This window comes from Nonomuraea fuscirosea, from assembly GCF_003001935.1.
In the GTDB taxonomy this organism is placed as follows: domain Bacteria; phylum Actinomycetota; class Actinomycetes; order Streptosporangiales; family Streptosporangiaceae; genus Nonomuraea; species Nonomuraea fuscirosea.
In genome coordinates, this window is the sequence record NZ_PVNG01000013.1 from 227,642 (window position 1) to 252,817 (window position 25,176).

At 72.3% G+C, this 25,176-nt stretch carries 22 protein-coding genes and 1 pseudogene; 13 read left to right on the forward strand and 10 right to left on the reverse strand.

The genetic code is table 11. From position 1 onward, the window contains the following. Nucleotides 1-391: 391 nt before the first annotated feature. Complete coding sequence (locus B0I32_RS29240; protein WP_146178351.1) at nt 392-3,439, reverse strand: DUF6493 family protein; 3,048 nt, start codon at nt 3,437-3,439, stop codon at nt 392-394. A gap of 2,155 nt (nt 3,440-5,594) precedes the next feature. On the opposite strand from B0I32_RS29240, the gene B0I32_RS29250 reads away from it, so the two are divergent. The 7 genes and pseudogenes from B0I32_RS29250 (at nt 5,595) to B0I32_RS57935 (ending at nt 11,422) form a co-directional block, all read left to right on the forward strand. Beyond that, on the forward strand, nt 5,595-6,191 hold the full coding sequence (locus B0I32_RS29250; protein ID WP_245956101.1) for a peptidase C39 family protein: 597 nt from the start codon (nt 5,595-5,597) through the stop codon (nt 6,189-6,191). A 4-nt stretch (nt 6,192-6,195) separates the two neighbouring features. Continuing rightward, nucleotides 6,196-8,052 carry a dipeptidyl-peptidase 5 gene (locus B0I32_RS29255; RefSeq protein ID WP_181307900.1) on the forward strand — a complete coding sequence of 619 codons (1,857 nt, stop codon included), beginning with the start codon at nt 6,196-6,198 and terminating at the stop codon, nt 8,050-8,052. After that, a complete protein-coding gene (locus B0I32_RS29260) occupies nt 8,049-9,311 on the forward strand; it encodes a M20/M25/M40 family metallo-hydrolase (RefSeq protein WP_106245228.1) in 1,263 nt (420 codons plus the stop codon). Before B0I32_RS29255 ends, B0I32_RS29260 begins: the two co-directional genes overlap by 4 nt. Before the next feature lie 203 nt (nt 9,312-9,514). Further along, nucleotides 9,515-10,114, forward strand: coding sequence for a TIGR03086 family metal-binding protein (locus tag B0I32_RS29265; protein ID WP_106245230.1), 600 nt, complete (start codon nt 9,515-9,517; stop codon nt 10,112-10,114). Between the two features lie 208 nt (nt 10,115-10,322). Then, on the forward strand, nt 10,323-10,643 hold the full coding sequence (locus B0I32_RS57925; RefSeq protein WP_181307902.1) for a methyltransferase domain-containing protein: 321 nt from the start codon (nt 10,323-10,325) through the stop codon (nt 10,641-10,643). 24 nt (nt 10,644-10,667) lie between these two features. After that, nucleotides 10,668-11,087, forward strand: a pseudogene (locus B0I32_RS57930) (methyltransferase domain-containing protein); the annotation flags it as partial. Continuing rightward, nucleotides 11,084-11,422 (forward strand): hypothetical protein, encoded by a 339-nt coding sequence (locus B0I32_RS57935; protein WP_181307906.1) that lies wholly within the window; start codon nt 11,084-11,086, stop codon nt 11,420-11,422. The pseudogene B0I32_RS57930 and the gene B0I32_RS57935, both read left to right, overlap by 4 nt. Before the next feature lie 284 nt (nt 11,423-11,706). Here B0I32_RS57935 and B0I32_RS29275 read toward each other — a convergent pair whose 3' ends face one another. The 3 genes from B0I32_RS29275 to B0I32_RS29285 form a co-directional block, all read right to left on the reverse strand. Continuing rightward, nucleotides 11,707-12,450 carry a DUF427 domain-containing protein gene (locus tag B0I32_RS29275; RefSeq protein ID WP_106245231.1) on the reverse strand — a complete coding sequence of 248 codons (744 nt, stop codon included), beginning with the start codon at nt 12,448-12,450 and terminating at the stop codon, nt 11,707-11,709. A gap of 44 nt (nt 12,451-12,494) precedes the next feature. Further along, nucleotides 12,495-13,082 carry a hypothetical protein gene (locus B0I32_RS29280; protein WP_106245233.1) on the reverse strand — a complete coding sequence of 196 codons (588 nt, stop codon included), beginning with the start codon at nt 13,080-13,082 and terminating at the stop codon, nt 12,495-12,497. 71 nt (nt 13,083-13,153) lie between these two features. Then, nucleotides 13,154-13,621: an adenylyltransferase/cytidyltransferase family protein gene (locus tag B0I32_RS29285; RefSeq protein ID WP_106245235.1), complete on the reverse strand. Its 468-nt coding sequence runs from the start codon at nt 13,619-13,621 to the stop codon at nt 13,154-13,156. Nucleotides 13,622-13,814: 193 nt separating this feature from the next. Here B0I32_RS29285 and B0I32_RS29290 point away from each other — a divergent pair, with 193 nt between their 5' ends. Then, entirely contained in the window at nt 13,815-14,267 is a 453-nt protein-coding gene (locus B0I32_RS29290) for an ATP-binding protein (protein WP_245956102.1), read from the forward strand. A 13-nt stretch (nt 14,268-14,280) separates the two neighbouring features. On the opposite strand, the gene B0I32_RS29295 is transcribed toward B0I32_RS29290, so the two are convergent. Then, the gene (locus tag B0I32_RS29295; protein ID WP_106245238.1) at nt 14,281-15,306 is read right to left on the reverse strand and encodes a nucleoside hydrolase; all 1,026 of its coding nucleotides are present in this window, start codon (nt 15,304-15,306) and stop codon (nt 14,281-14,283) included. 176 nt (nt 15,307-15,482) lie between these two features. Between B0I32_RS29295 and B0I32_RS29300 the strand changes: the two genes are divergently transcribed. After that, nucleotides 15,483-15,887 carry a hypothetical protein gene (locus tag B0I32_RS29300; protein ID WP_106245240.1) on the forward strand — a complete coding sequence of 135 codons (405 nt, stop codon included), beginning with the start codon at nt 15,483-15,485 and terminating at the stop codon, nt 15,885-15,887. Nucleotides 15,888-15,899: 12 nt separating this feature from the next. Here the strand turns inward: B0I32_RS29300 and B0I32_RS29305 are convergent, their stop codons facing one another. The 3 genes from B0I32_RS29305 to B0I32_RS29315 form a co-directional block, all read right to left on the reverse strand. Then, a complete protein-coding gene (locus B0I32_RS29305) occupies nt 15,900-17,183 on the reverse strand; it encodes an RNA polymerase sigma factor (protein WP_245956103.1) in 1,284 nt (427 codons plus the stop codon). A gap of 24 nt (nt 17,184-17,207) precedes the next feature. After that, nucleotides 17,208-17,558: a YciI family protein gene (locus tag B0I32_RS29310; RefSeq protein ID WP_106245242.1), complete on the reverse strand. Its 351-nt coding sequence runs from the start codon at nt 17,556-17,558 to the stop codon at nt 17,208-17,210. A 99-nt stretch (nt 17,559-17,657) separates the two neighbouring features. Next, entirely contained in the window at nt 17,658-18,677 is a 1,020-nt protein-coding gene (locus B0I32_RS29315; RefSeq protein ID WP_106245244.1) for a helix-turn-helix transcriptional regulator, read from the reverse strand. 194 nt (nt 18,678-18,871) lie between these two features. Here B0I32_RS29315 and thrS point away from each other — a divergent pair, with 194 nt between their 5' ends. The 4 genes from thrS (at nt 18,872) to B0I32_RS29335 (ending at nt 23,509) form a co-directional block, all read left to right on the forward strand. After that, nucleotides 18,872-20,062: a threonine--tRNA ligase gene (gene thrS, locus B0I32_RS29320; RefSeq protein ID WP_281262625.1), complete on the forward strand. Its 1,191-nt coding sequence runs from the start codon at nt 18,872-18,874 to the stop codon at nt 20,060-20,062. Nucleotides 20,063-20,151: 89 nt separating this feature from the next. Then, the gene (locus B0I32_RS29325) at nt 20,152-22,089 is read left to right on the forward strand and encodes a TRAP transporter permease (protein WP_219912045.1); all 1,938 of its coding nucleotides are present in this window, start codon (nt 20,152-20,154) and stop codon (nt 22,087-22,089) included. Further along, the gene (locus tag B0I32_RS29330; RefSeq protein ID WP_106245249.1) at nt 22,086-23,036 is read left to right on the forward strand and encodes a TAXI family TRAP transporter solute-binding subunit; all 951 of its coding nucleotides are present in this window, start codon (nt 22,086-22,088) and stop codon (nt 23,034-23,036) included. The genes B0I32_RS29325 and B0I32_RS29330 overlap by 4 nt, the downstream gene beginning before the upstream one ends. A gap of 11 nt (nt 23,037-23,047) precedes the next feature. Continuing rightward, nucleotides 23,048-23,509, forward strand: coding sequence for a DUF1850 domain-containing protein (locus B0I32_RS29335; RefSeq protein WP_106245251.1), 462 nt, complete (start codon nt 23,048-23,050; stop codon nt 23,507-23,509). On the opposite strand, the gene B0I32_RS29340 is transcribed toward B0I32_RS29335, so the two are convergent. Further along, on the reverse strand, nt 23,476-24,447 hold the full coding sequence (locus tag B0I32_RS29340; protein WP_106245253.1) for a magnesium transporter CorA family protein: 972 nt from the start codon (nt 24,445-24,447) through the stop codon (nt 23,476-23,478). The two genes, B0I32_RS29335 and B0I32_RS29340, sit on opposite strands and share 34 nt — an antisense overlap. Then, the gene (locus tag B0I32_RS29345) at nt 24,447-25,154 is read right to left on the reverse strand and encodes a DUF72 domain-containing protein (RefSeq protein WP_106245255.1); all 708 of its coding nucleotides are present in this window, start codon (nt 25,152-25,154) and stop codon (nt 24,447-24,449) included. Before B0I32_RS29345 ends, B0I32_RS29340 begins: the two co-directional genes overlap by 1 nt. Nucleotides 25,155-25,176 lie beyond the last annotated feature (22 nt).

The following is a 25,176-nucleotide window of genomic DNA, read 5'->3' on the forward strand; positions in this document are numbered from 1 at the left end:
CTGAACTCCGCTTCCCGCGCTCCTACCCAGAGCGCGGGACTCTTCCAACCGCGGGTCGCCCGGCTCGACACGATCGGTCCCACCGGACGTCGGGCACCACCCGGCATGACCGGTCTCATCGGATCCCGGACACCACGGCCCCGCACGGCCCCGCACGGCCGGTGCCCGGCACAGCCCGCGCTCCCGCCGGATCCCGGACGGGCCCACTTGCGCTCCGACGGTCGGCGGCGGATGTCCTTATCGGGGCAGGGGTGCGCTGGGGCAGACAGACGCCAAGCCGGGCGGGCACCGGGGAGGGCGGGATGAGCGCCAGGCCGGGGTCCGGAGGCGGGTCAGGTGAGGTAGGTGTGCAGCCGGCGCGCCTCGCGGTCGAAGTTGTTCGAGAGGCGGGTCAGGTGAGATAGGTGTGCAGCCGACGCGCCTCTCGGACGAAGTTGTTCGAGGCCCTGCGCCGCGCGATCTCCGCCACGCAACCCACCGCTCCTCGCGCCCCCGCCCACCGCGCCGCCCGCAGCGCGAACGTGAGCGCCTGCGTGTGCCGGGTATGCGACCGTTCCCCAGGCCCGGGCAGATACGCGGTCAGGAACCCCGTCATGATCCCCCACACCTCCCGATGCGCCCCGAGCCCGGCCGCCCCCTCCAGCGTCTCGAACACCGGCCCCGTCCTCAGCCCCGCCCTGCGAACCAGCAGCGCCAACTGCCGCCCCACCTGCTCACCATCGAGATCCCTCCGGGCCGCCATGCCCACCACCGCCCGCGCCCGCTCCCGTGGATCCCCGGACCAGCTCCGATCAGCCACGAAGTACGCCTGCACCAGCGCCACCGCCTCCCCCGCAACCCCACCGCCCGACACCAGCGCCTCAGCCAGTCGCGGCTCGACACGATCCGGACGCCACCGTTCGAGCAGATACGGCACGAGATGAGCCGCCACGACCTCCCGATGAGACGGCATCAGATACGGCCACCAATGCATGCAACCACCGGCCCCCCGCCTTCCGCGAACGACGGCTCCGGTCATCAACTCATCAACCATCGCCACCCCCGTCGGCTCCGCCCCAAGAAGCCGTGGCACAAGCGCGTGCACCCCACCTTGGATCGGCTCGCGGTCGTCACGATACGCAGCCACCGCCCCAGATCCCGCCCTCTCCACGGGCAGCCGCATCCCACGGTCATCGCGATAGGCAACCCCCGCACCGGAACCCGACCCTCCCCCGGACACGCGCACCCCACAGTCATCCCCGTCAACGACCCCCGCACCCGAACCCGAACCCTCCACGGACAGGCTCATCCCACGATCATCGCCGTCAGCAACCCCCGCACCCGAACCCTCCACGAGCAGGCGCACCCAGGTGATCTCGGCGCGGGGCTCCGGCTGTCCACCGCGCAGCCGGAGGGCCAACGCCTGACCCGCCGCCGAGGTCAGCCGCCCGGCCCGTACGACCACGTCCGGCGCGACCGTACGCGGAACCCGCAACAGCGCCTGCGCCAGGTCGGCCGGCATGGGCTCGACTCCATCGCGCTCATAACCGGCCACCCGCTCGACCAGCCGCCCGGCGTCCACATGCCCGGTCCCCTCGGTGGGCTCGGCCAGCAGGTACGGGGGCAGCGTTCCCGCCACGATCCCGTCGTGCACCTCGGCCAGGCGCCGCAGCAGGAAGAGCTGCGGCCCCGCGACCTCACCGATCTCCGGCAACCGGGAGCGCTCCCACCCACTCCATCGTTCCGAACCCCCGGTCCCGGTTCCGGCCGGCACAGCACCCGGCCTCCCGGCCGGCACAGCACCAGAGAAGCCGTTCACGATCGCGCGGGCGATCTCCTCGGCCCACTGCGCGACCTCCGTCCACGGCCCCGGCGGCGGGCCGGCCGCGTGCGGGACCTCCGACAGGCGAGCCGCCAAGCCGTCCCGGTCCTGCCCGTGCAGCCGCACGACCCCGGCCAGCCACGCCTCCGCGACCTCCCATCTCGTCACCACCGGACGAACGTTCAGGTCCGCGGCCGACATCACGGGCGGGGGAAGATCGGGAACCCGCGGCGGCTCAGGCAACGACACTGGCACGAACCCGCCGCCGTCCCGCGCATCAGGGCCCGTCCTCTCCCCGAACAGCTCAGCCAACGTCTCCCCGACCCCTTGCGGCAATACGGCGACCGCCTCTCTCAGCGCCTGCGCCCCCGCGCCCGTGAACCGTCCGGCATGCTTGACCGCCACCCGCACCGCCCGGCCCTGCACGTCACCGGACTCACAGCCGAACGCCTCCCCCAGCGCCGCCGCCAGCGGATCGAGGTCGGCGTCCGGATCAGCGGCGGCGAACTCGTCGAGCCACGTCAGCCCCGCCGTCAGCAGCTTGCGCTCACCCCTGGCCAGCAGGGCCCGCAACGCCTCCGTCACCTCCGCAGAGTCCGCCTCCCCGAGCCGCCGCACCTGCTTGAGCGCCGTCTCCGCCACGGCCCCTGGCGCGGCGGGCAACAGTCTCAGGTAGTCGCGATGGCGCTCCCTCACCTCGTCGCGCGTCGGCGCGAGCAAATCATGCAGCCGTACGAAGAAACGCAGATCAGCCGCATGCCCACCACGCAGAAACCGCCGCAGGCACCCATCGAGCAGCACGTCACGATCGATCCCGCCTTCGCGGTCCAACGCCGTGAGCGCGGTCAGCCAGCCGCCCCCCGCCCCGGCCCGCCCGGAACCGCGGCCGTGGCGCAGGGCCGCGCCGACGCCTTCCGCCTCGAAGAGCCGTGGCAGGAGGTGGTCGAGCAGCGGGTCCGTACGGAGGCTCGCCACGCTGGGTGAATGAGCGGCCCAGGCCACCACGAGAGGATCATGCTCGGGCGGGGTGGCGCCACTGCGCCGCAGCATGGCAAGCACCAGTCCCGAGACAGGACTCGTGGTGACGGCACTCCTGCGCGAGACCGGGCGCAGCTTGACCGCGGCGCGGACGGCGAACTCGGCCTGCCAGGAGGGCGGACGGGCCGACAGCACGCGTTCGAGTACGGCGGAAGTGGTGTCGCCGCCGTACTCGTCCCAGCGGTCCTGGAGGTCGCGCCGATTGAGCCAGGCGACGACGGCCGCCACGCCGCCGATCGCGGCCGCTCCGGCGACGAGCATGGGGGCCGCCCAGCTCTCGTCCGCGGCCGGGGTCCAGGGCGGGTTCCAGGGGGTGCCCCGCTGCCAGCGTTCGTGAGCGGATACGGTACGGCCGGCGCGGGCGGCCGCGCGTACGTGCTCCCGCCAGGCGGCTTCCGTGACCTGCTGCCGCCTGATCTCGCGAGCCTGACGCCTGGCCTCCGCGCGTTTCCTGGCCACGGCGAGGTAACCAGGAAGCGCCGTGGCCACCTCCCGGCGGGCCCGTTCATCGAGCCGCAGCACGCGCCCGGCCACCAACTCCAGATCCCCGGTATCGATGGCCGCCACCACGGCGTCCCAGCCCACCTCCACAGGCCTCAAACCCGTCCCAGCCGAACCTCCGCTTCTCAAGTCCGTCCGCGCCGAGCCCCCCTGTCGCGAATCCGTCCTAGTCGAACCCGCATGACTCGATCCGGTCCTGGCCGAACCTCCGTCCCTTGAACCCGTCCCCGCCAAGCCCCCGTGCTGCGCACCCATCCCTATCGAACCCGCATCACTCGAACCAGTCCCCGCCGAACCTTCATTCCTTGAACCCGCCCCGGCCGAGCCCATGTGCCGCGAACCCATCCCGGCCGAATGCACATCACTCGGACCAGTCCCTGCCGAGCCGGCAGCACCCGAACCTGCTTCCGTCAAGGCTCCGTGCTGCGAACCCATCCCCGCCGAGATCCCGCCCCGCCAAGCCATCCCCGCTGAACTCCCTCTGATCGAGCCCGCCGTCGCCCCTGTGGACGGCGAAGTCGCACCCATTTCCGCCGACGCCGACGCCCCCGTGTTCCGAGCCGCTGTCCCCCGGACACCCGCCTCCCGGTCGGACACCCCCCGGCCCACCGGCACCGTGGTCGTTCTGCGGGTGGTCGGCTGGTCGGCGGTCACGGAGTCGCCTCCACCGCCGTGCGTGCCGTGGTCCGGGTCGTTAGCACGTGCTTGTGCACGCTGCATGAGCCCTTGGGGTCGTGCCACCCCTGGCATGCGCTCTCGCCCGCTCGTGCCCCGAGTGCCGTGCCGGCCACGGCAGGCGGCCCGGATGCGGGCGATGGCAGCGCTGCACCGGATGGCTTTGGGTGGGTCAGGGAGCCGGGTAACGCCGCGTCGCCGGGATGCGAGCTTCCGGGTCTGCTACCGGTCAGCGTGGAAGGGCCCGCGCAGGAGGAGGAGAGTCCCGTGCATGAAGCGGCAAGGTCCGCGCACGAGGCGGTGCGGCTCGGGCAGGAGGCGGTGCGGCCGGTGGAGAGGGTGGTGCGGCCAGCGCCGGAGATGGCGGGGCCCGCGTAGGGGTGTGTCTGCAGTGCGGATGTCATGACCGGCACCATAGAGATGATCACTGACACAATCGGGCCGGCGTATGACCGGCTGGTACGTAAAACATCCGATGTGCGACATGGAGCACGAAAGCACAATGTGCCTGGTGCTCACCGTCGATCTGGCCCGCGTCGCCTTCACCCGGTTCGCTCTGCCAGAGACCCCTGCGCACGTGTGGATCGGCGAGGAGCGCGCGATCGGCTTCGAGGCCACCCAGATCGTGCCGTCGTGGACCGCGCGCACCGCGCCCGGTTCCTGGATCGAGGTCGAGCTGCGTGCCAGGACCGCGGCCGGCGGGCTGACCAAGTGGTACGTGATGGGCCGCTGGTCCGAACACGGCGAGCCGCGTACCTCGGTGCCCGGCCAGGGTGACGAGGACGGGGACGTGGCCGTGGACACGTTCGTGGCCAGGCGACCGGTGGTGGCGTACCAACTGCGGGTGACCCTGCACGGCACGGACGCCCGCCTGACCGGGCTGGGCGCGATGGCCTCTGCGCCCCCACGACACCAGCCCGATCTCGCCCCAGCCCCACCCGCCACGGACCTCCCCGATCCGCCCCACCTAGGCACGAACCTTCCCGATTCAGTCGCACCCGGCACAGGCTTCCCCGATCAAGGACCGGCCGGTCCTGCGATGCCCGGTCCTGGGGTGCCTGGTCCTGGGGTGCCTGGTCCTGGGGTGCCCGGCCCTGGGGTGCCCGGCCCTGGGGTGCCCGGCCCAGCGCTATCCGACCCTGGGACGCCCGATCCGAGGCTGCCCGGTCCTGCGGTACCCGGTCCAGCGGTGTCCCGTCCTGGCATGCCCGGTCCAGCGGTGCCCGATCCTGCGGTGCCCCGTCCTGGCATGCCCGGTCCAGCGGTGCCCGATCCTGCGGTGCCCCGTCCTGGGATACCCGGCCCAGCAGTACCAGACCCTAGGACGCCCGATCCGAGGGTGCCCGGTCCTGCGGTGTCCCGTCCTGGCATGCCCGGTCCAGCAATACCAGCCCCTGGGACGCTCGATCCGAAGGTGCCCGGTCCTGCGGTACCGGGTCCAGCGGTGCCCCGTCCTGGGACGCCCGGTCCAGCGGTGTCCTGTCCTGGCATGCCCGATCCTGGGATGCCCGGTCCAGCGGTACCCGACCCTGGGCCCCCCGGTCCGGGGTCAGCGGTCGGTGGGGCCGTGGAGTTGGTGGTGCCGCGGCGGTCGCAGCACACGCACGCCGGTCACCACCCCCACCTCGACGGCGGCGGCGCCAACTGGTGTGCTCCCGCCTCGACGGCGATGGTGCTGGAGTTCTGGGGACGAGGGCCGAGCCCAGGCGAGCTGGCCTGGGTGGGTGACGGCGATCCGGCGCCGGGTGTGGATCACGCGGCGGCGGGCACGTACGACGTGAGCTACCAGGGCACCGGCAACTGGGCGTTCAACGTGGCCTACGCGGGCCGGTACGGTCTGTCCGGATTCGTCACGCGGCTGCGGTCGGCGGCGGAGCTGGAGCGGTTCGTCCGGGCCGGGATCCCGGTGATCACCTCGCAGTCGTTCAAGGCCCATGAGCTGCCCGGCTCCTGCTACACGACCAGCGGCCACATCATGGTCGTCACCGGCTTCACCGCCGAGGGCGACGTGATCGTGAACGACCCGGCCGCGCCCCGCGACTCCGAGGTGCGCCGGGTCTATCCGAGGGCGGCGTTCGAGCACGTGTGGCTCAGGAGCTCGGGCAGCGGCGGCATCGTGTACGTCGTGCATCCACCCGAGTTCCCCCTTCCTCCCTGTACCAACGGCAATTGGTGAGTTGATGAGCATTCGACCGATCGACGTGGCCCGTACCGACGGAGGCCCCCAGTGGGTCGAGGCGGTGGACACGCCCTCCGGCGTCGAGGTCTGGTGGGACGAGCCGCGCCCGCACGAGGGCGGCCGGCGCTGCGTGGTGCGCCGCCTGCCGGACGGCTCCCGCGTGGACGCGCTGCCCGAGGGGTGGAACGCGCGCAACCGCCTCATCGAGTACGGCGGCCGCTCATGGCGCCCCTTGCCCGGCGGCGGCCTGGTGTTCACGAACTGGTCCGACCAGCGCCTGTACCGCCTGGACGGGGACACCCCCGTGCCGCTGACGGAGGCCGGCCCGTCCCGCTACGGCGACCTCTACCTCCCGCCTGGCCGGGACGAGGTGTGGGCGGTCAGGGAGATCGACGACGCGCGCGACCTGGTGGCGGTCCCGCTGGACGGGGGCCCGACCAGAGTCATCACCAAAGCCCAACATTTCCTGATGAATCCCCGTATTTCGCCCGACGGGCATCATGTCGCCTGGATCGGCTGGAACCACCCCAACATGCCCTGGGACGGCACCGAACTGTGCGTGGCCGAGCTGCGAGAGGACGACACCGCCGGCCCGTACCGAGTGCTGGCGGGCGGCCCGGCCGAGTCGGTGACGCAGGCCGAGTGGCGCGACGCCACCGCCCTGTACGCGGTCACGGACCCCACCGGCTGGTGGAATGTCCATCTCATCCCCCTGGACGGCTCCCCCGCCCGCAACCTCACCCCGATGGAGCTGGAGTTCGGCGCCGCCGCCTGGAAACCGGGACTGGCCTGCTTCGCCGTCGCCGACGACGGCCGCCTCGTCGTCGTGCACGGCACCGCCGACCGCCGCCGCCTGGGCGTGCTCGACCCCGCCAGCGGCGAGCTGCGCGAGCTGGGCGAGGCGGCCACCCACTGGGCCTCGACGGTGTCCGTGGCGGGCGGCCGGGCGGCGGCGGTGGGGGCGACGCCGTACACGCCGCTGGAGGTGACGCTCGTCGGCCTGGACGACGGCGCGCACGAGGTGGTGTCGGCGCCCAAGCCGCTCCCCGACCGCGACCTGCTGCCCACTCCCGAGGCCGTGACCGTCGAGGGCGTGCACGCGCACCTGTATCCGCCGGCCGGTGAGCAGGGGCCGAGCCCGTACGTGATCTTCGTGCACGGCGGCCCGACGGGGAACATGCCGATCATGCTCGACCTGGAGATCGCGTACTTCACCAGCAGAGGCATCGGCGTGGCCGTGGTGAACTACGGCGGCTCGACCGGCTACGGCCGCGCCTACCGGGAGCGGCTGCGCCACCAGTGGGGCGTGGTGGACGTGCACGACTGCGCCAAGGTGGCGCGCGGCCTGGTGGAGATGGGCCGGGCCGACGCCGCCAAGCTCGCGATCAGGGGCGGCAGCGCGGGCGGCTGGACCACCGTCGCGGCGCTCGTTCACAGTGACGTGTTCGCCGGCGGCGTCGCGCACTACGCGATCACCGACCCGGAGAGCTGGGCGGCCGAGACGCACGACTTCGAGTCCCGCTACCTCGACGGCCTGGTGGGCCCGCTGCCGGAGACCCGGGACCGCTACACGGAACGCTCCCCGCTGCTGAACGCCTTCAAGGCGTCCGGCCCGTGCCTCATGCTGCACGGCCTGGAGGACGCGATCGTGGACGTCGGCCAGGCCGAGCGGTTCACCGCCGAGCTCGACCGGCACGGCAAGGAGTGGGCCCTGCTGACCTTCCCCGGCGAGCAGCACGGCTGGCGCAGGGAGGAGACCATCGTCGCGGTGCTGGAGGCCGAGCTGGCCTTCTACGGGCTGATCTTCGACATGGAGACGCCCGGGGTGCCGCCACTGACACTGAAGGGAAGAGAGTGAAGAGCGTCGCCGAGATCTGCTCGGATCTGATCAGGTTCGACACCACCAATCCCGGTTCGGGGGAGCGCCCGGCCGCGGAGTACGTGGCCACGCTGCTGGCCGACGCCGGGCTGGAGCCGGTGGTGTTCGAGTCGGCGCCGAAGCGGACCACGGTCGTGGCCAGGATCGCCGGCGACTCCCCCGACGCGCTGCTCGTGCACGGCCATCTCGACGTGGTGCCCGCCGACCCGTCCGAGTGGCGGATGCACCCGTTCTCGGGAGAGATCACGGACGGCTGCGTGTACGGCCGGGGCGCGGTCGACATGAAGGGCTCGTGCGCGATGACCCTGGCCACGGTGCTGGACCTGGCGGCCAGGGGTGTGCGGCCCCGGCGGGACCTGGTGCTGGCGTTCCTGGCGGACGAGGAGGCCACCGGCGACTACGGCTCCCGGCACGCGGTCACCGAGCACCGCGAGCTGTTCGACGGCGTGACCGAGGCGATCAGCGAGTCCGGCGGTTTCAGCGTGGCCGCCGGCGATCACCGGGTGTACCCGATCGCGGTGGGCGAACGCGGCACCGCCTGGATGCGGCTGACCGCGCACGGCGTGGCCGGCCACGGCTCCAGGCCCCCCGTGGACAATCCGGTCGCGACGCTCGTGCACGCCCTGTCGCGGGTGGCCGCCCACCGGTGGCCGGTACGCCTGACGCCGTCGGTCGCGGCGCTCGTCGAGAGCCTGTCGGAGATCACCGGGCAGCCGATCGACCTCGACCGCCTGGACGCCGAGGCGGCCCGGCTTGGGCAGCTCGGCAATCTGTTCAAGAGCCAGATCCGCAATTCGGCCAACCCGACGATGCTGGACGCCGGCTACAAGGTGAACGTGGTGCCCTCGACGGCCGGGGCCCACGTGGACGGGCGTTACCTGCCGGGGCTGCAGCAGGAGTTCCTGGAGACGATCGACGAGCTGCTCGGCCCGAAGATCACCCGGGAGTTCGTCAACCTGGAGGACGCGCCGGACGCGCCGTACCCGTCGGCGTTCTTCGACGAGCTGGCGGGCGCGCTCGTGGCCGAGGACCCGCGGGCCCGGCCGGTGCCGTACGTGATGGCGGGCGGCACGGACGCCAAGTCGTTCGCCAGGATCGGCATCAAGGGGTACGGCTTCGCGCCTCTCATGCTCCGGCCCGATCTCGACTATTTCGGGATGTTCCACGGCAAGGACGAGCGGGTGCCGGTGGAGGGCCTGGAGTTCGGCACCCGGGTCCTCACCCGCCTGCTCACCTGATCCCCACAGTTCGAAAAAACCGAAAAAGACGCCTAAGGCACATCATCTGCCCCCACGCTGAGTCGGGCATGCACCGCATGCCCGACTCAGCGGACGTTTGCTCCACTCCACCCGCGCACCGGCGCCGAACCGGCGGCGTCAAAGAGTGGAACAAAGCATTCCGTTCTGATAAAGTGAAGACACACGAACGGAAGGGGCTCCTCATGAGCAGCAAGATCGTCACCGGCTGGACCGCCCTCGACGCCGCCCACGACGCGCTGCGCCAGGCCGTGAGCGGCGTGGGCCAGGACGACTGGACCCGCGCGACGCCCTGCGCCGACTGGAACCTCGCCCAGGTCTTCCAGCACGCCGTCGGCGACCAGATCGGCTTCGCCTCCGCCCTGACCGGCGAGCCCGGCCCTGCGTTCAACCCGTTCGAGCCCTCGGGCGAGCTGGACGGGGACCCGGCGGCGGTCCTGGAAGACGCCCTGGGCCGCTCGGCGCGGGCGTGGGCCGGGGTGGACCGCGAGGCGGAGGAGGTGCCGACGCCGGTGCCGCCGCACAAGATGTCGCCCTGGTCCGGCTCGGCGGCGTGCGCGCTCGACGCCGGCGTGCACGCCTGGGACATCGCCATGGCGACCGGCCAGTCATCGCCGCTCACCCCCGAGCTGGCCCGGCCGCTGATGAAGGTGGCCGAGGAGATCGTCGAGCCGCTGCGCGCGTGGGGCGCCTACGCCGCCGCCCTCACGCCGGAGGAGGGCGACGACGACGTGGCGGCCCTCCTGCGCTACCTCGGCCGCGACCCCCACTGGACCGCCTCCTGAGAAGTCCGGAGCGTCCGGCCACCCGCGTGGGACGCCGTTGGCGAAGCAGACAAGACAGAAGCGGCCCCGCGATCACGGGGCCGCTTCCCGTTCCGGAGCGCGTGCCTGACCGGCTTCACCGACACACCCGTGAAGATCGGGAAGACACGTCGGACCCACGCGGCCTCTAGGCCGCGTTCGCGGACACGCTGCTGGAAGGATGGGCCGGATGAACGATCAGGCCGCGAAACCGCGTGCTGACCTCGCGGCCGCCATCGATGGCTGCGCGGCCTGGAGGAGGGCGGTCGATGCGGTGCCACGCGAGCTGTTCCTCGGCGACGCCCTCTACCGCGACGGCGCCGAGGGCTGGGCGCCCGTCCGCCGGTCCGAGATGAGCCGGGCGGAGTGGCTGGCTCTCGCCTACTCCGACAGGACGTGGGTGACCCAGGTGGCCGGCGTCATGGCCGGGGACGCCGCGCCCGTCCCTGTACCCGTCGAGCGGCCGACGTCGTCGTCCACTCAGCCCAGCCTGGTCGTACGGATGCTTTAAGACGCCGGCGTCGCCGAGGGTGACCAGGTGCTGGAGGTCGGCACCGGCACCGGTTACTCCACGGCGCTAATCTGTCACCGGCTCGGCGCCGGCGCCGTCACTTCCATCGAGTACGACGCGGATGTCGCCGGCCGGGCCAGGACGGCGCTCACGCTCGCCGGCTACCGGCCCGCGCTCGTCGAGGGCGACGGGCTGAACGGCCACCCGTGTAACGCCCCGTACGACCGGCTGATCGCCACCTGCGCCGTGCGGACGATCCCGCTCGCCTGGGAGCAGATCCGTCCGGGAGGGACGATCACCACACCGATGCTCGGCTGGACCGGCGGGGCCGCGTTCGCGCACCTGCGGGTGGCGCAGGACGGCACCGCGAGCGGGCGGTTCCTGCCCGACACCGTGTTCTTCATGCCGGCCCGGCCGCACGCCGCGCCGCCGCTGGAGTCATGACCTTGGGCGTCGGCGAGGTGAGTCGCACCATGCTCGACCCGGAGCTACTGCGGGATGACACGGCGCTGTTCGTGGCCCAGCTCGCCGTCCCCCAGGCGCAACATGGCTGGGCCAACGGCAGCATTCTGGCCCTTCATGATGTGGAGAGCGGGTCACACGCCGATGTCGAGCCGTCAGGGGCGGGTGAGTGGGTGGTGCACCAGGATGGACCGCATCGCTCGTGGGACGCGGTCGAGGAGGTCCTGACGGCGTGGCTCGATGCCGGGAAGCCCCATCCGTCGGAGTTCACCCTTACGGTGACGCCTGAGCGGCAGTGGGTTTCCCTGGACGTGTGACCGCGCCCAGCCTGCGGTGGGACCTGCCCGCCTGACCGCATCACCTCAGCGCTGCAGGCCCGGCGGTGGGCGGCGTGGCCGGACGCCGAGAGCGGCCCCGGAGCCGAGACCCCGTCCGGTGGTGACCCTTGGGGTCTCGGCACCGATGGGCGCCGTCACCTCCTCCGAGCGGCGGCGGAACCCTTCGTCATGGGCAGCCCGGCGCGGAACCGTTGGTGGCGCTGGACCCTCCGAACACTCGGCGAGGTTCACGGGTACGGTCACCAGCGGGAACAGCGCTCTGATCAGGAGAACATCGTCTTCGGGCGCTCCTCAAGCTCCCCGTCGACGTAGATGTCGAGCTTCTCGTTGTAGAACGCGACCAGCCCAGCCACCTTCTCGCTCTCCGGCAGCGGTGTGCGGTAGGACCAGGCGAGGTCCTTCTGGCCGTTGACCGTCCAGTATTCGGCGCTGCCCTTGTACGGGCAGTGGGTGACGGTGTCGGTGTGCTCGAGCAGGTCGAGGCGTACGTCCGTCTTCGGCAGGTAGTAGCGGGCGGGCAGGCCCGTCTCGAAGAGGATGCGCGGGCTGTGGGAGTCGGCGACGGTGACGCCGTCCACCTCGACCCGCACGTGGCGCGAGCTGCTCAGGATGTCCACCCTCGTGTACGGGTTGCGCGGGTGGACGAACACCTCCTCGTCCTCCTCGAACCAGGCGTCCATGGCGTCCCAGTCGAAGCGGACGTGGCCGCGGATCTGCTCCAGCGGCGAGTCGGGATAGGCCAGCGCCCCGTCCACGGCCTCGGAGGACCCGGACGTGACCGTGTAGACCACCGCGTCGCCCCTGCTCGGCGAGTGCTGGGTGGCCCCGGTGGGCTTCAGCGCGGACTCGTCCACGTCCGCGAGCGGGAAGTAGTAGGCGGGATAGTACGGGACTTCCCAGACGAGCAGGGCGGAGGTGGTGTCGGCCACCACCCGGCCGCCGAGGTAGGTCCGCACACGCTTGGCGGTGCGCTCCACGCGCACCCGGCCGCGGTTCGTGACATCCATGTTCGCGGCAACCCCGGCGGCTCCCTCCCTATTCCGGGAAGGAATCAGCTGAGGCCGAAGGCGCTCAGAGTGGCCCAGGTGGTGAGCGTGCCCACGGCGGCGCCGGCGGCGACCTGGGGCCAGGTGTGGTGCGTGAGCCGTACCCTGGCCCAGCACACCAGCGCCACGACGGCGGCTCCGGCGAGCACGGCCGGCCACACGGGCAGGACGTGCGCGAACACCACCACCGTGCCGGCGGACACGGCGGCGTGGAAGGAGATCTTCCACCGCAGGGTGATGGGGACGGTCACCGCCAGCGCCACCAGCATCGCGGTCACGGTCGCCACCAGCAGGGTGGGCGCGCCCATCAGGACGAGCAGCGCCAGTGCCACCAGCACGGCCGCGGCGGCCGCGAGCAGCGGGCCGGTGCGGCGGGCGCGGTCGACGATGTGGTGGGAGTCGAGGCGTCCCGAGCGCACGCCCAGCGCGATCACCGCCGCCGGCACGCCACCGCAGAACGCCGACGCCACCAGGCCCCAGGCGGCGCCCCTCCACCCCTGGGCGAGCAGTCCGACCAGCGGTGGCATGACGATCACCAGCACCTGGGGCGCCAGCAGGTTCGTCACCCGTCTGGCTACGAGGTCGGCTGTCATGTCACGACAGATTACGCGATCATGGCCGATGAGCTGCCGAGCAACCCGCCCCATGGTGGTGGGAACGCGGGTCAGCCCTTGCCGGCGGCGTTGACGATGCGGGTGGTCGAGCGGTCGGGGATGGCCTCCAGCTCCCAGCACTCCGCCCCCAGGATCGCGGCCGCCGCCGCGCGGGCGCCGGCGTGCGGGTCGCCCGCCGTGTGGGCGAGCGCGGCCGGGCGCATCGGGGCGAGCAGGTCGATGTAGTCGTCGGGCCCGTGCGCCTCGGGCGGGCCCTTGACCACGAAGACCCCCGTCACGAACCGGAGCGCGGCGAGCACCTCGGCCCGCTCCGCCGACGGGTTGAACGGGCGGGTCGGCCCCTTCCACGCGCGCACGCGCGGATCGTCCTCGACGCCCACGACCAGCGGCAGCCCGCGCGCCGCCACCGCGCCGAGGTAGCGCACATGGCCCACGTGCAGGATGTCGAAGACGCCGGTCACGACCGCCGCTCCCGGCAGCTCGTACGGCTGCACCCAGACGGCCTCCAGGCTGCTCACGCGACCTCCTGTTCCCCCACGGGCCTAGACGACTCGTCGATCGCAGCGTACTCGGTCGGCGTCCCCACCCGCGAAACCGACCTCCCCGGGGGTAAATACGGACCTTGGGAAAGCCCATTCCTACCTTTTCGCGATAATCTCCACCCCACCCCTGGCGCGTCTCATAACGTCGCCGGTTCTGGGGGAGGTCACCGTGGCAGCGCCGATTCCGCACCACGCAGACGAGGACGACCGGCCAGATCCAGGTGATCACGTGGTCCGGCTGCGCGGGGTGCCCTCCCAGGTGTCCAGGGCCAGGGAGCTCGTCACGGCGGTACTGGGCCGCGATCATCCGCTCTACGACGACGTGGTGCTGCTCACCAGCGAGCTGGCCACGAACGCGATCCTGCACACCAGGTCCGGCGCCGGGGGCTTGTTCACGGTGACGGTGGCCAGTTCGGAGACGGGGGTGCGGGTGTTCGTGTCGGACGCCGGCTCCGACGGGCCGCCGTGCGTGTGCCGGACGAGCACGCAGTCCACCAGCGGCCGCGGCCTGCCGCTGATCGAGGCGCTCAGCCACCGCTGGGGCTTCACCCGCGAGTCCGGCACCACGACCGTCTGGTTCGAACTGCTGCACGCCCACGTGCCCGCCGGCGTGGCCGTCTGACTGTGCCGACGCGTCAGGTGCGGCCGTTCAGGGTGTCGAGGAAGCGCCGCTCGAAGGCGGCGGTGCCGGCCGCGGTGCCGTACTGGAGCAGGCGGCCCGAAGGTGACAGGACGGTGCGCCCGGCCGAGGGGCCGTCGGTCACCACGTCCACCCGGCCGGCGGTGAACGTGACGTGCCCGGGGTGCACGGCGCTCATCGCGGCCAGCGGGTCCCACCAGTAGAGCAGGCCGGCGTCGATCAGCGGCCGCACCTCGGGATGGGTGACGATCTCCAGTACGGTGTCCGCGGCCGCGGCGGCGTGGTCGGCGGCGAGCCGGTCCAGGAAGGCGGCGGTGATCGGCACCTGGTTGGCGGCGTCGAGCGACACCATGCGGACGCTCCCGCGGCTGCGGGTCAGTGCGGCCCGCGCGGCGGCCGGATCGAGCCAGTAGTTGAACTCCTGGCTCCCGTCGAACTCGGGCGGCGTGCCGCAGCACAGGTTCCCGCCGACGGCCACGGCCCCGCCCATCGTGGTCAGCCGGGCGGCGGAGTACGGCAGCGCGGCGGCCACGTTCGTCAGCGGGCCGGTGGCGATGATCTGGATCGAGGGCTCGGCTCGCACCAGCCGCCTGATCAGCTCGGGGGCACGGGTCCGCGACGGCGTCTCGTCGCCGGCGCAGCCGGGGGTGGCCGCGGTGAGCACCCGGTCGAACAGCTGCCGCAGGTCGGCGGGGAAGGAGTCGGGGCCGGTGGCCGGGGAGTCGGCGACGGCCACGCCGCGCAGGCCGAGCCGCTGGGCCAGGCACCTCGCGTGCCGGATGGCCCGGCCGGGTAACCCGGCGCCGGCCTCGGTGACGGTGATGGCGCGCAGGTCGATCCGCCCGGCCCTGTGCTCCTGGGACAGGTAGGCCAGGGTGGCCGCGTCGTCGAAGTCCATGTCGGTGTCGAAGATGACGGCGGGAGGCCGGGGCATCGCCCGAGCATCCCCCGCCAGGGCCGGCTGCGCGGGCGCCGCCAGGGCCGCCAGGACGAGGACGAGGGCCGGCAGGATTCTCTTCATCGGTTTCCCCGGATTCGCGAGACGGGTGGGCGACCGGAACCACCCTGACACGAAGAACGAGCGCCGGGGTTTCAGATCGGCTTCATGGCCGCTTCACCCCGGTTCTCCGGGGTTCCTGGCCCGAGGGGCGCGTCGTAGCGTTGCCTCCCGTCCGGTCCTACGGTGGGGAGACAACGATGGGGAAGTTCGGCAAAGCGGCTCTCGCGGCGGTCGTCTCGGGCGCGGCGCTGGCGGCGTCCTGCGCGTCGCCGGCACAGGCCGCGACCGGCACAGAGACGAGCAGCGCGGCCGCCGCGGAGTGTTACGCGAGCAGCGGGAACCTCTACTGCGGCAACGCGGCCAACGCGCTGATCTACGCGTCGGCCGGCTACACCAAGCCCGGCGGCAACCCGGAGACCGTGGTCGACCGCCTGCTCACGACGTTCAGCTACTTCAAGTGCTACGTCTCCGGCCAGCGGCACGGCGGCGGCAACAGCATCTGGTACTACACCTACGGCGACGTGAACGGCCGCTGGGGCTACGTGGCCGCGGTCAACGTGTGGACGTCGACCGACCCGTACCCCGGCGTCGCCCACTGCTGACCGGGCGGATGCTCACTCGCAGGACCGCAGTCTGCGGCGCAGATGGGCCCGCTCGGGCTCGGTGCCGGCCGTAGCGAGCGCCTCGCGGTAGGCCGCGGCCGCCTGGTCGCGGCGGCCCAGCCGCCGCAGCAGGTCGGCCCGGGCCAGCGCGTACGGGTGGTAACCGCGCAACCGCTGCTCCCCGGCCAGCTCGTCGAGCAACGCGAGCCCCGCTTCCGGCCCGTCGCGCATGGCCACCGCCACCGCCCGGTTGAGCGCCACCACCGGGGAGGGCGCGAGCGCGAGCAGCACGTCGTACAGGGCCACGATCTGCGGCCAGTCGGTGGCCGGCCAGTCGGGGGCCTCGTCGTGCAGGGCGGCGATGGCGGCCTGCACGCCGTACGGCCCTGGCGAGCCGCCGGTGAGGGCGGTGACCACCAGCGCCTGCCCCTCTTCGATCATCGGCCGGTCCCACAGCGCGCGGTCCTGGTCGCCGAGCAGCACCAGCTCGCCGCCGGGGCCGATCCTGGCGGCGCGGCGGGCGTGGGTGAGCAGCATCAGCCCGAGCAGCCCGGCCACCTCACGCTCGCCGGGCAGCAGCCGGCGCAGGATCCGGGCCAGCCGGATGGCCTCCTCGGCCACGTCGACCCGGAGCAGGCCGGGCCCCGAGCTGGCCGCGTACCCCTCGGTGTAGATCGAGTAGATCACCTGGAGCACGCCGGGCAGCCGGTCGGGCAGCTCGTCCGCGCCCGGCACGCGGAACGGGATGCGCGCCTCGCGGATCTTCTTCTTGGCCCTGACGATCCGCTTGGCCATGGTGGCGGGCGGGAGCAGGAGGGCGCGCGCGACCTCCGGGGTGGTACGGCCGGCCAGGCAGCGCAGGGTCAGCGCGATGCGGTCCTCGGCGGGCAGGGCGGGGTGGGCGCAGGTGAAGAAGAGCTGCAGCCGCTCGTCGGGCAGCTCTTCTCCGGCGTCGGCGGCCGGGGCGGGGGCGGCGCGGTCGGCCTCGACCTGGAGGACGGCGAGGCGGGCGGCGTACGCGCGGTCGCGCCGCAGCCGGTCGACGGCCTTGCGCCTGGCGGTGGTGAGCAGCCACGCGCCCGGCTTCGACGGGACCCCGCCGGCCGGCCAGTGCACCAGCGCCGCCTCGATCGCCTCCGAGGCGACCTCCTCGGCCAGGTCCAGATCGCCGAAGCGGCGGACCAGGGCGGCGAGCAGCCGCCCCCGCTCCTCACGGAAGACCGCCTCGACGGAGGTCCCCACCTCCTCGACCGGCCCCGTCGCGTCCATCGGGTCCTCGCCCACCACCGCCGTCACCCCCACGCCTCCGGCCAGGTCGCGTCAGTCGAAGTCGGCGATCGGGCGGACCACGACCGAGCCGCGGCCGCGCGCCCCCGGGCAGCGGGCCGCCCAGTCGAGCGCCACGTCGAGGTCGGGCACGTCGATCACGTAGTAGCCGCCGAGCACCTCCCGCGTCTCGGCGAACGGCCCGTCGGTGACGGCCCGCTCCCCCGACGCGTTCACCCGGACGACGGTGGCGGTGGTCAGGTCGGCCAGCGAGTGGCCCGAGACGTGGACGCCCGACTCCCTGACGCTCTTGTCGTAGGTCACCCACTCCTCGAACGACGCCGCCTCGGGGTCCGGCTCGTCCTGCGGCGTGGCGGGGCTGTTGATGAGCAGCATGTACTTCATATCGGCTCTCCTCGTGTCGTCGATCGTACGGCGCCGTCCGCCGCTTCCCTATGACGACGAACGGCGCCCCGGCAGAAGGACAGGCCCGGGAAGAAGTTTTCAGCCGTCGAGCCGGCACAGCCCTTCGGCCAGCGCCTTGGTCGTCAAGCGCGTGCGGCTGTCGCAGCCCAGCTTGGCGAAGATGTGCTCCAGATGCGTGGTGACCGTGCGGACGCTGAGCACGAGCGCCGCCGCGATCTGCGGGTTGGAGTCGCCCGCCGCCACCCGGGTGAGCACGTCGAGCTCACGGCCGGTCAGCTCGTACGGCAGCACGCACGGCCGCTCGGCCGCCACCGCCCCCTGCAGCGTGCCCTGGTAGCCGACGCCCGCCCGCAGCAGCCGCACCTCGTGCCAGCGGCCGTCGGCGCCGAGCCAGAGCCCGTGCCGGCTGAGCTCGCGCGAGTCGATGAACTCCCGCGCGCAGGCGGCCATCGCCGGGTCGTCGCACAGCGCGGCCGAGAGCTCGCGGCCCGGCACCTCGCGCCGCGTGCCGAGCCGGTCGAACGCCACCGCGCGGTAGTCGGGCGGCAGCCCCACCGGGTCGATCACGCACCGGTTGAGGTCGGTGAGGTGGGCCAGCATCGGGCTGACCGCGCTCACCAGGGCTCCGGTGCGACGGGGGAAGGCGTCTCTGGTCGCGAGGTGCAGCAGCCCCGTGTAGCGGCCGTCGTCGAGGAAGAGCGGCGCCGTCAGCCCGGCCCGCCAGCCGTAGGGGGCCAGGTGGCGGCGGAAGTAGCGCTCGGTGCCCGGCTCGGGCATGCCGACCGGCGCGCGGGTGGCCCTGGCCCTGCGGCAGGCCTCGAGTCCGGCGTACTCCTCCGCCGCGTCGTGGTCGATGCGCGGATGACCGTCGGAGACGACGCTGTGGTGGCGCCCGGTGGCGGGGTCGTAGGCGACGAACTCGTAGGCGTCGAGCGGGATCACGCGGCGCAGCGCCGCCATCGCCCCGTGGGCCCCGCCGCCGCCCGCGACCTGGTAGCCGACCTCGGCGAACGCCCGCACCTGGCGCGCGTCCACGGTGATCCCGCCGTCCGCGCCGCCACGGTGCACGCCGCTGTGGCCTCCGCCGCTACGGCTCATGCAGCTCTTTATATCATTTGCCGAAATCAGCCCGTGGCTTTGCCGAATCCCGGCCGAGGACAACCCCGGAGGCCGGGTGCTAGGGTCGTACCCATGCAGCGCGCTCTCGTCACGACGACGCCGGACACCGTCCCGGCGCGCTGATCGCATGCTTCCCGGGCGGACGCCCGGGAGCCTGGTCGTTCGCCCTTTCCCTGGAAAGGATGATCATGAACGACCATCGCAGGCTCGGCCGCGAGCTGGGCATCTTCGACACCGACCCGCTGATCGGCTCCGGCCTGCCCTACTGGCTGCCCGCCGGCGCCGCGGTGCGCAAGGCGATCGAGGGCTACGTGTACGAGCTGGAACGCCGCAACGGCTACCAGCACGTCAACTCGCCGGTGCTGGGCAAACGGGAGCTGTACGAGCGATCGGGCCACTGGGCCCACTACGCCGAGGACATGTGGCCGCCCATGCGGGTGGGCGGGGAGGAGTTCGTGCTGCGGCCGAGCCTGTGCCCCCACCACGCGCTGATCTGCCGCTCGCGCCCGCGCAGCCATCGTGACCTGCCGCTGCGGATCGCCGAGCTGGGCGGCATGTACCGCTCCGAGCCGTCCGGCGTGCTCGGCGGGTTGTCCAGGGTGCGGGCCATCCAGCTCAACGACGGCCACGTCTTCTGCGCGCCCGAGCAGGCCGCGCGGGAGGTGTCGGCCGCGCTCGACCTGATCGAGGCGGCGCACGACCGGCTGGGCATCCAGGCCGCCCGCTACCGGCTGTCGCTGGGCGGCGAGGGCGCCAAGTTCGTGGACGACCCCGCCATGTGGGCGCGCTCGGAGTCGCTCCTGCGCGAGGTGCTGGCGGAACGGGGCCGCGCGTACGACGAGGAGCACGGCGAGGGCGCCTTCTACGGCCCGAAGATCGACATCCAGATCACCGATCCGGCCGGCCGCGAGTCCACCCTGTCGACCGTCCAGGTGGACTACTTCCAGCCGGAGCGCTTCGACCTGCGTTACGCGGGCGGCGGGCGGCCCGTCATGGTGCACCGCAGCGTCGTCGGCGGCATCGAGCGGCTGGTCGCGCATCTGGTCGAGGTGCACGGCGGCGCGTTCCCCGCCTGGATGGCGCCCGTGCAGGCCGTGGTGCTGCCGCTGTCGGACGCCGAGCGGCCGGCCGCGGACGAGGTGCTGCGCCGCTGCCTGGCGGCGGGGCTGCGGGCGGAGCTGGCGCCGGCCGACCGGGGCAGCCTGGGGGCCAGGATCAGGGCACACCGGCTGGTGCCGTACCAGCTCGTGGTGGGACCGCGTGAGGCGGCGAGCGGGGGCGCGTCGGTGCGGATGCGCGACGGGAGCCAGGCCGGCGAGGTGCCGGTCGAGCAGCTCGCCGCGAGATCACGGCCGTTCGGCTGATCGCTGGAGATCAATCTAATAACGGAGGGTTCCCTGAGCGCGTAACCGGCTCGTACAGTCCCTGCAACGCCGTGTCGGGGAGGAAGATCTTGACCGAGCTGAGCGACCGCGAGGCCGAGTTACTTTCGGCACACGAGCAGGAGCGTCCGGCCCGGCGGCTGGCCGGGCCGCTCCGGCTCGGCGTGTGGGTCGTGGGCGGCCTGCTGTCGGTCTATTCGCTGCTGGTGGTGTTCCGCCCGGTGGAGGCGATCGAGCACCGGATGACGTTCCTGGCGGTGGCACTGCCGCTGGTCTTCCTCTGCTACCGCTCGGGGCTGGCCGCGCGGGTGCGCCGGCTGCTGCGGCGTCCCGCGCCCGCCCCGCGCGAGGACGGGACGGAGTGGCCGACCGTGGCCGACTGGCTGCTGGCCGCGGCGTCGCTGGCGGTGCTGCTCCATCCGCTGGCCGACATGGACGCCTTCCGCGAGCGCGGCTCCGGCGCGGCGATGACCGACCTGGACATCGTGGCGGGCGTGGTGCTGACGGTGCTGCTGCTGGAGGCCGTGCGCAGGACCGTCGGCGCGATCTTCTCCGTCATCTGCGTGCTGTTCCTGCTCTACACCTACTACGTCGCGGCCCTGCCGATCGACTGGATCGTCTCGCAGCTCTACACCGGCACCGAGGGCTTCTTCGGGGTGCCGATGCAGGTCGCCGCCAGCTACATCATCCTGTTCACGATCTACGGCGCGGTGCTCGACCACTCGGGCGCGAGCAAGTTCTTCATCGACCTGAGCTTCGCCGCCTTCCGCAGATCACGGGCCGCCCCCGGCCGCACGGTCACCACGGCCGGATTCCTGCTCGGCACCGTCTCCGGCTCGGGCGTGGCCACCACGGTCAGCCTGGGCAGCGTGGCCTGGCCCGTGCTGCGGCGGGCCGGCTATCCGAAGGAGGCGGCCGGCGGGATCCTCGCGGCCGGGGGCATCGGCGCCATCCTGTCGCCGCCCACGCTGGGCGCGGCGGCGTTCATCATCGCCGAATACCTCGGTACGGGGTATCTCCAGGTCCTGCTGTACGCGACGATCCCCACGATCCTGTACTACCTGGGCATCTTCCTGGCCATCGAGATCGACTCGCGCCGCTTCGGCACCCACACCGTGGACGTGGACGCGCCCAGGATCGGGCGGCTGCTGCTGCGCTTCGGCTACCACTTCAGCTCGCTCATCCTCATCGTCGTGCTGATGGCGATGGAACGCTCGGCGTTCCAGTCGGTGGTGATCGCCACGGCCGTCGCGTTCCTGCTGTCGTTCCTCGACCCGAAGCACCGGATGGGCCCCAAGCGGGTCGGGCAGGCGCTGGCCAAGGGCACCCTGGAGGTGCTGCCCGTGACCGCGGTCTGCGCCGCGGCCGGCATCATCGTCGGCGCCATCACGCTGACCGGCCTCGGCCAGCAGCTGGCCGACATCATCATCGGCGTCGGCGCGGGCAACCTGGTCATCACCACCGTCATGGCGGCGCTGGCGGTGCTGCTGCTCGGCCTGGCCGTGCCGGTGACGGCCAGCTTCATCATCACGGCGGTCATCATCGCGCCGGCGCTCTTCGAGCTCGGGGTGGACCGGCCCGAGGCGTACATGTTCATCTTCTACTACGCGGTGCTGTCGGAGGTGAGCCCGCCGACCGCGCTGTCGGCCGTCGCGGCGGCGGCGATCACCGGCGGCAACACCTACAAGACCATGATGATGACCTGGCGGTACACGCTGCCCGCCTTCCTGGTGCCGTTCGCCTTCGTGCTGACGCCGAACGGGCAGGCGCTGCTCGGGCAGGGACCGATCGGGACCGTGCTGCTGATGACCGCCGTCTCCGCGGTCGCGGTCGCCGCCCTGGCCGTGGCCACGGGCGGGATGGCCGCCTGGCCGGAACGCCTGCTGGCGGCGGTGGCCGCCGTGCTCCTGCTCTTCCTCGAACCCGTTCCCATCGTCGCCGGTCTGGCCGTCCTGGCGGTGGCCGCCGTCGTGCATCTCGTCAGAAGAAGGAGAAGGGACCCAGCGTGAAGCGGATACTCACGATCGTCGCCGCCGCAGTCCTGTTGGCGGCGGGTTGCGGAGGCGGTGGCGCGGGAGGGGGCTCGGGCAACCGGATCTTCATCGCCACAGGAGGGACGACCGGCGTCTACTACGTGTACGGCGGCGGCCTGGCCAAGCAGTTATCGGCGAACATTCCCGGCACCCAGGCCACCGCCTCGGTCACCTCGGCCTCGGTCGAGAACATCAAGCTCCTGGTCTCGGGCAAGGCCCAGCTCGGCTTCTCCCAGGCCGACACCGCCGCCGACGCCGTCAACGGCAAGGACACCTTCACCGGCAAGCAGCCGATCAAGGCGCTGGCCCGCATCTACGACAACTACACCCACCTGGTGGTCGCCCCCGGCGTCGCCGCCAACAGGGTCGCCGACCTGAAGGGCAAGCGTGTCTCGCTCGGGCCGGCCAACTCCGGCACCCAGGTCATCGCGCGGCGCGTGCTGGAGGCGGCCGGGCTCGACCCCGACGCCGACATCACCAAGCAGCAGCTGTCGATCAACGAGTCGGTGCAGGCCGCCAAGGACGGCACCATCGACGCCTTCTTCTGGGTCGGCGGCCTGCCCACGGCGGGCATCACCGACCTGGCCGCGAGCAAGCCGGACATCAAGATCCTCGACACCACCGACGTGCTGCAGAAGATGCAGGCCACCTACGGCCAGCAGTACGTCCCGCTGGACGTGGACCTGACGGTCTACAAGCTGACCGGCGCGGTCAAGACGGTCGGCATCGCGAACGTGCTGCTGGTGCCCGACTCGATGGACGAGCAGCTCGCCTACGACATCACCAAGACGCTCTTCGAGAAGAAGGCCGAGCTGACGGCCGTGCACCCGGAGGCCGAGAAGCTGGACCCGGCGCTGGGCCAGCAGGTGGCCCCGGTCGAGCTGCACCCCGGCGCGGCGCGCTACTACAAGGAGAAGGCCTGACCCGGCTGCTCGTGACGCTGGCCGCCGTCGCCGCGCTCGGCGCCGGCGGCGGCGCCGGTCACCTGACCGTGAACGGCCTGCCCGTCGTCCGGGGCCGCTTCTCGATCGGGTACGTGCATTCGATCTACCGCGCGCCCTCCGCGGAGGTGTTCACCGTGGAGGGCCGCCGGTTCACCATGCGGGCGGTGCTCTCGCGCAACGAGGGCGTGCTCGACTACTACGCGGTGCCGGGCGAGCGCGTCCGGCTCCCCGGCGGCCTGTGGAAGCTGGTGCTGGCCGAGCCCGCCGCGTACGAGTCGCTGTCGCTGCTCACGACGTCGATCGGGCGCAGGACCGTGATCTCCGGCGGGCGCTGCCTGCCCCTCTTCCCCGCCGGCGGCGAGGTGCTCCTGACGCTGCGGCTCACGCCCGGCGCGCGGGGCGGCTCCTGCGCCCCGCCCTACAACCAGTCCTTCTTCTTGAACGCCGAGTAGAGCGCCACGGACGTCACCGCCACCAGGACCGTGGACACCCAGAAGCCCCAGGACGTCCCCGAGCCGGGATAGGGGACGTTCTGCCCGTAGAAGCCGGTGATCATGGTGGGCACCGCGATGATCGCGGCCCAGCCCGTGAGCCGCTTCATGATCTCGTTGAGCCGGAAGCCCTGCTGGGCCAGGCGGGTATCGGCGGCGTTCGCGAGCATGTCGCGGACCGCCTCCACCCACTCGGTCGCGCGCAGGACGTGGTCGAGGACGTCCTGGTAGTAGGGCGTCATCTGGGGATCGGCGACGATGTCCTGGCCGCGGCGCATCAGGGTGCCGATCACCTCCCGCATCGGCAGGACGATCTTGCGCAGCTTGGTGGTGTTCTTGCGCAGGACGTACATGGAGCGCTGCAGCTCCATGGGGTCGCGCACCTGGCCCTCGAACAGGTCGTCCTCCAGCGCCTCCGCCTGCGCGTCGAGGTCCTGCACCAGCTCGAACTGACTGTCCGCGACGTAGTCGAGCAGGCCGTGCAGCAGGAACGTGACGCCGTGGCGGGCCATGCGGGAGTCGGCGTCCCAGCGCCTGACCACCTCCTCGATGGGGAAGTTCGCGTTCTCCCTGATGGTGACCAGGGCGTTGGCGGTGACGAAGATGTCGACCTCGACGGGGCGGAGCCTGCCCTCCACGCAGTGCACCCCGTAGACGGTGATGAACAGGTGGTTGTCGTAGACGTCCACCTTCGGCCGCTGGTGGTCGGAGAAGACGTCCTCGACTGCCAGCTCGTGCAGGCCCAGCTCCTCGCTGATCAGGGCGAGGTCGGCCGGCGTGGGGGCGCACAGGTCGAACCAGACCGTGTTGCCGCGGTCCGGGACATGGTCGGAGACCTCCTCGACGGGGAACCCTTCCTTCTCGAGGACGCCGTTCCGGTAGAGACGCGTGTGCAGCACTAGAGGAGTGTGGCAAATCGTCTCGCGTTACGCACGGCAGCCCCTCCCGGGTCGTTGTTGAAGTAGATGCAGGCGTCCGGCCAGCCGGCCTCGCGGATCCGGCCCGCCCACGTGCGCAGGGCGCGCTCGCCGTACTCGTAGCCCGCGCGGCCCTCGTGCAGGCGGACGTAGCCCCAGCCGGCCGTACGCCAGAGCGGGCCGGTGGGGCGGCTGCGGCGGTCGGCCCAGCACAGGGCGGCCGAGCGGGCGGTCAGGATCGCGCGCACCTCCTCGCTCCACCAGGACGGGTGGCGCGGCTCGACGGCCACCCTGACGTGGGCGGGGAAGCAGGACAGGCACCGGTCGAGGCGGCCGGGGTCGGCCTTCAGCGTCGGCGGCAGCTGCAGCAGGATCGGGCCGAGCTTGTCCTTCAGCTCCGAGGCGGCGCCCATCAGGCGCGCGACCGGCTCCTCGGGGTCGGCCAGCCGCTTGATGTGGGTGAGGAACCTGCTCGCCTTGACCGCCATCACAAAGCCGGGCGGCGTGCGGTCGCGCCAGGCGGCGAACGACTCGGGGCTCGGCAGGCGGTAGAAGGCGTTGTTGCTCTCGACGGTGGCGAACTCCGCCGCGTACGTCTCCAGCCAGAGCCGCTGCGGCACGCCCTTCGGATAGAGGGGCCCGCGCCAGTCCCTGTACTGCCATCCGGAGGTGCCCACCAGCCAGGTCATGCCGTTGGCCCTACCCAGGACG

What these genes read in the sequence shown, in the direction of transcription:
- B0I32_RS29315 (WP_106245244.1), bottom strand. Translation starts at nt 18,677, where the DNA reads ATGAGCCGTAGCGGCGGAGGCCACAGCGGCGTGCACCGTGGCGGCGCG.
- B0I32_RS57925 (WP_181307902.1), top strand. Translation starts at nt 10,323, where the DNA reads ATGAACGATCAGGCCGCGAAACCGCGTGCTGACCTCGCGGCCGCCATC.
- B0I32_RS29300 (WP_106245240.1), top strand. Translation starts at nt 15,483, where the DNA reads ATGGGGAAGTTCGGCAAAGCGGCTCTCGCGGCGGTCGTCTCGGGCGCG.
- B0I32_RS29255 (WP_181307900.1), top strand. Translation starts at nt 6,196, where the DNA reads ATGAGCATTCGACCGATCGACGTGGCCCGTACCGACGGAGGCCCCCAG.
- B0I32_RS29310 (WP_106245242.1), bottom strand. Translation starts at nt 17,558, where the DNA reads ATGAAGTACATGCTGCTCATCAACAGCCCCGCCACGCCGCAGGACGAG.
- B0I32_RS29345 (WP_106245255.1), bottom strand. Translation starts at nt 25,154, where the DNA reads ATGACCTGGCTGGTGGGCACCTCCGGATGGCAGTACAGGGACTGGCGC.
- B0I32_RS29265 (WP_106245230.1), top strand. Translation starts at nt 9,515, where the DNA reads ATGAGCAGCAAGATCGTCACCGGCTGGACCGCCCTCGACGCCGCCCAC.
- B0I32_RS29275 (WP_106245231.1), bottom strand. Translation starts at nt 12,450, where the DNA reads ATGGATGTCACGAACCGCGGCCGGGTGCGCGTGGAGCGCACCGCCAAG.
- B0I32_RS29280 (WP_106245233.1), bottom strand. Translation starts at nt 13,082, where the DNA reads ATGACAGCCGACCTCGTAGCCAGACGGGTGACGAACCTGCTGGCGCCC.
- B0I32_RS57935 (WP_181307906.1), top strand. Translation starts at nt 11,084, where the DNA reads ATGACCTTGGGCGTCGGCGAGGTGAGTCGCACCATGCTCGACCCGGAG.
- B0I32_RS29295 (WP_106245238.1), bottom strand. Translation starts at nt 15,306, where the DNA reads ATGAAGAGAATCCTGCCGGCCCTCGTCCTCGTCCTGGCGGCCCTGGCG.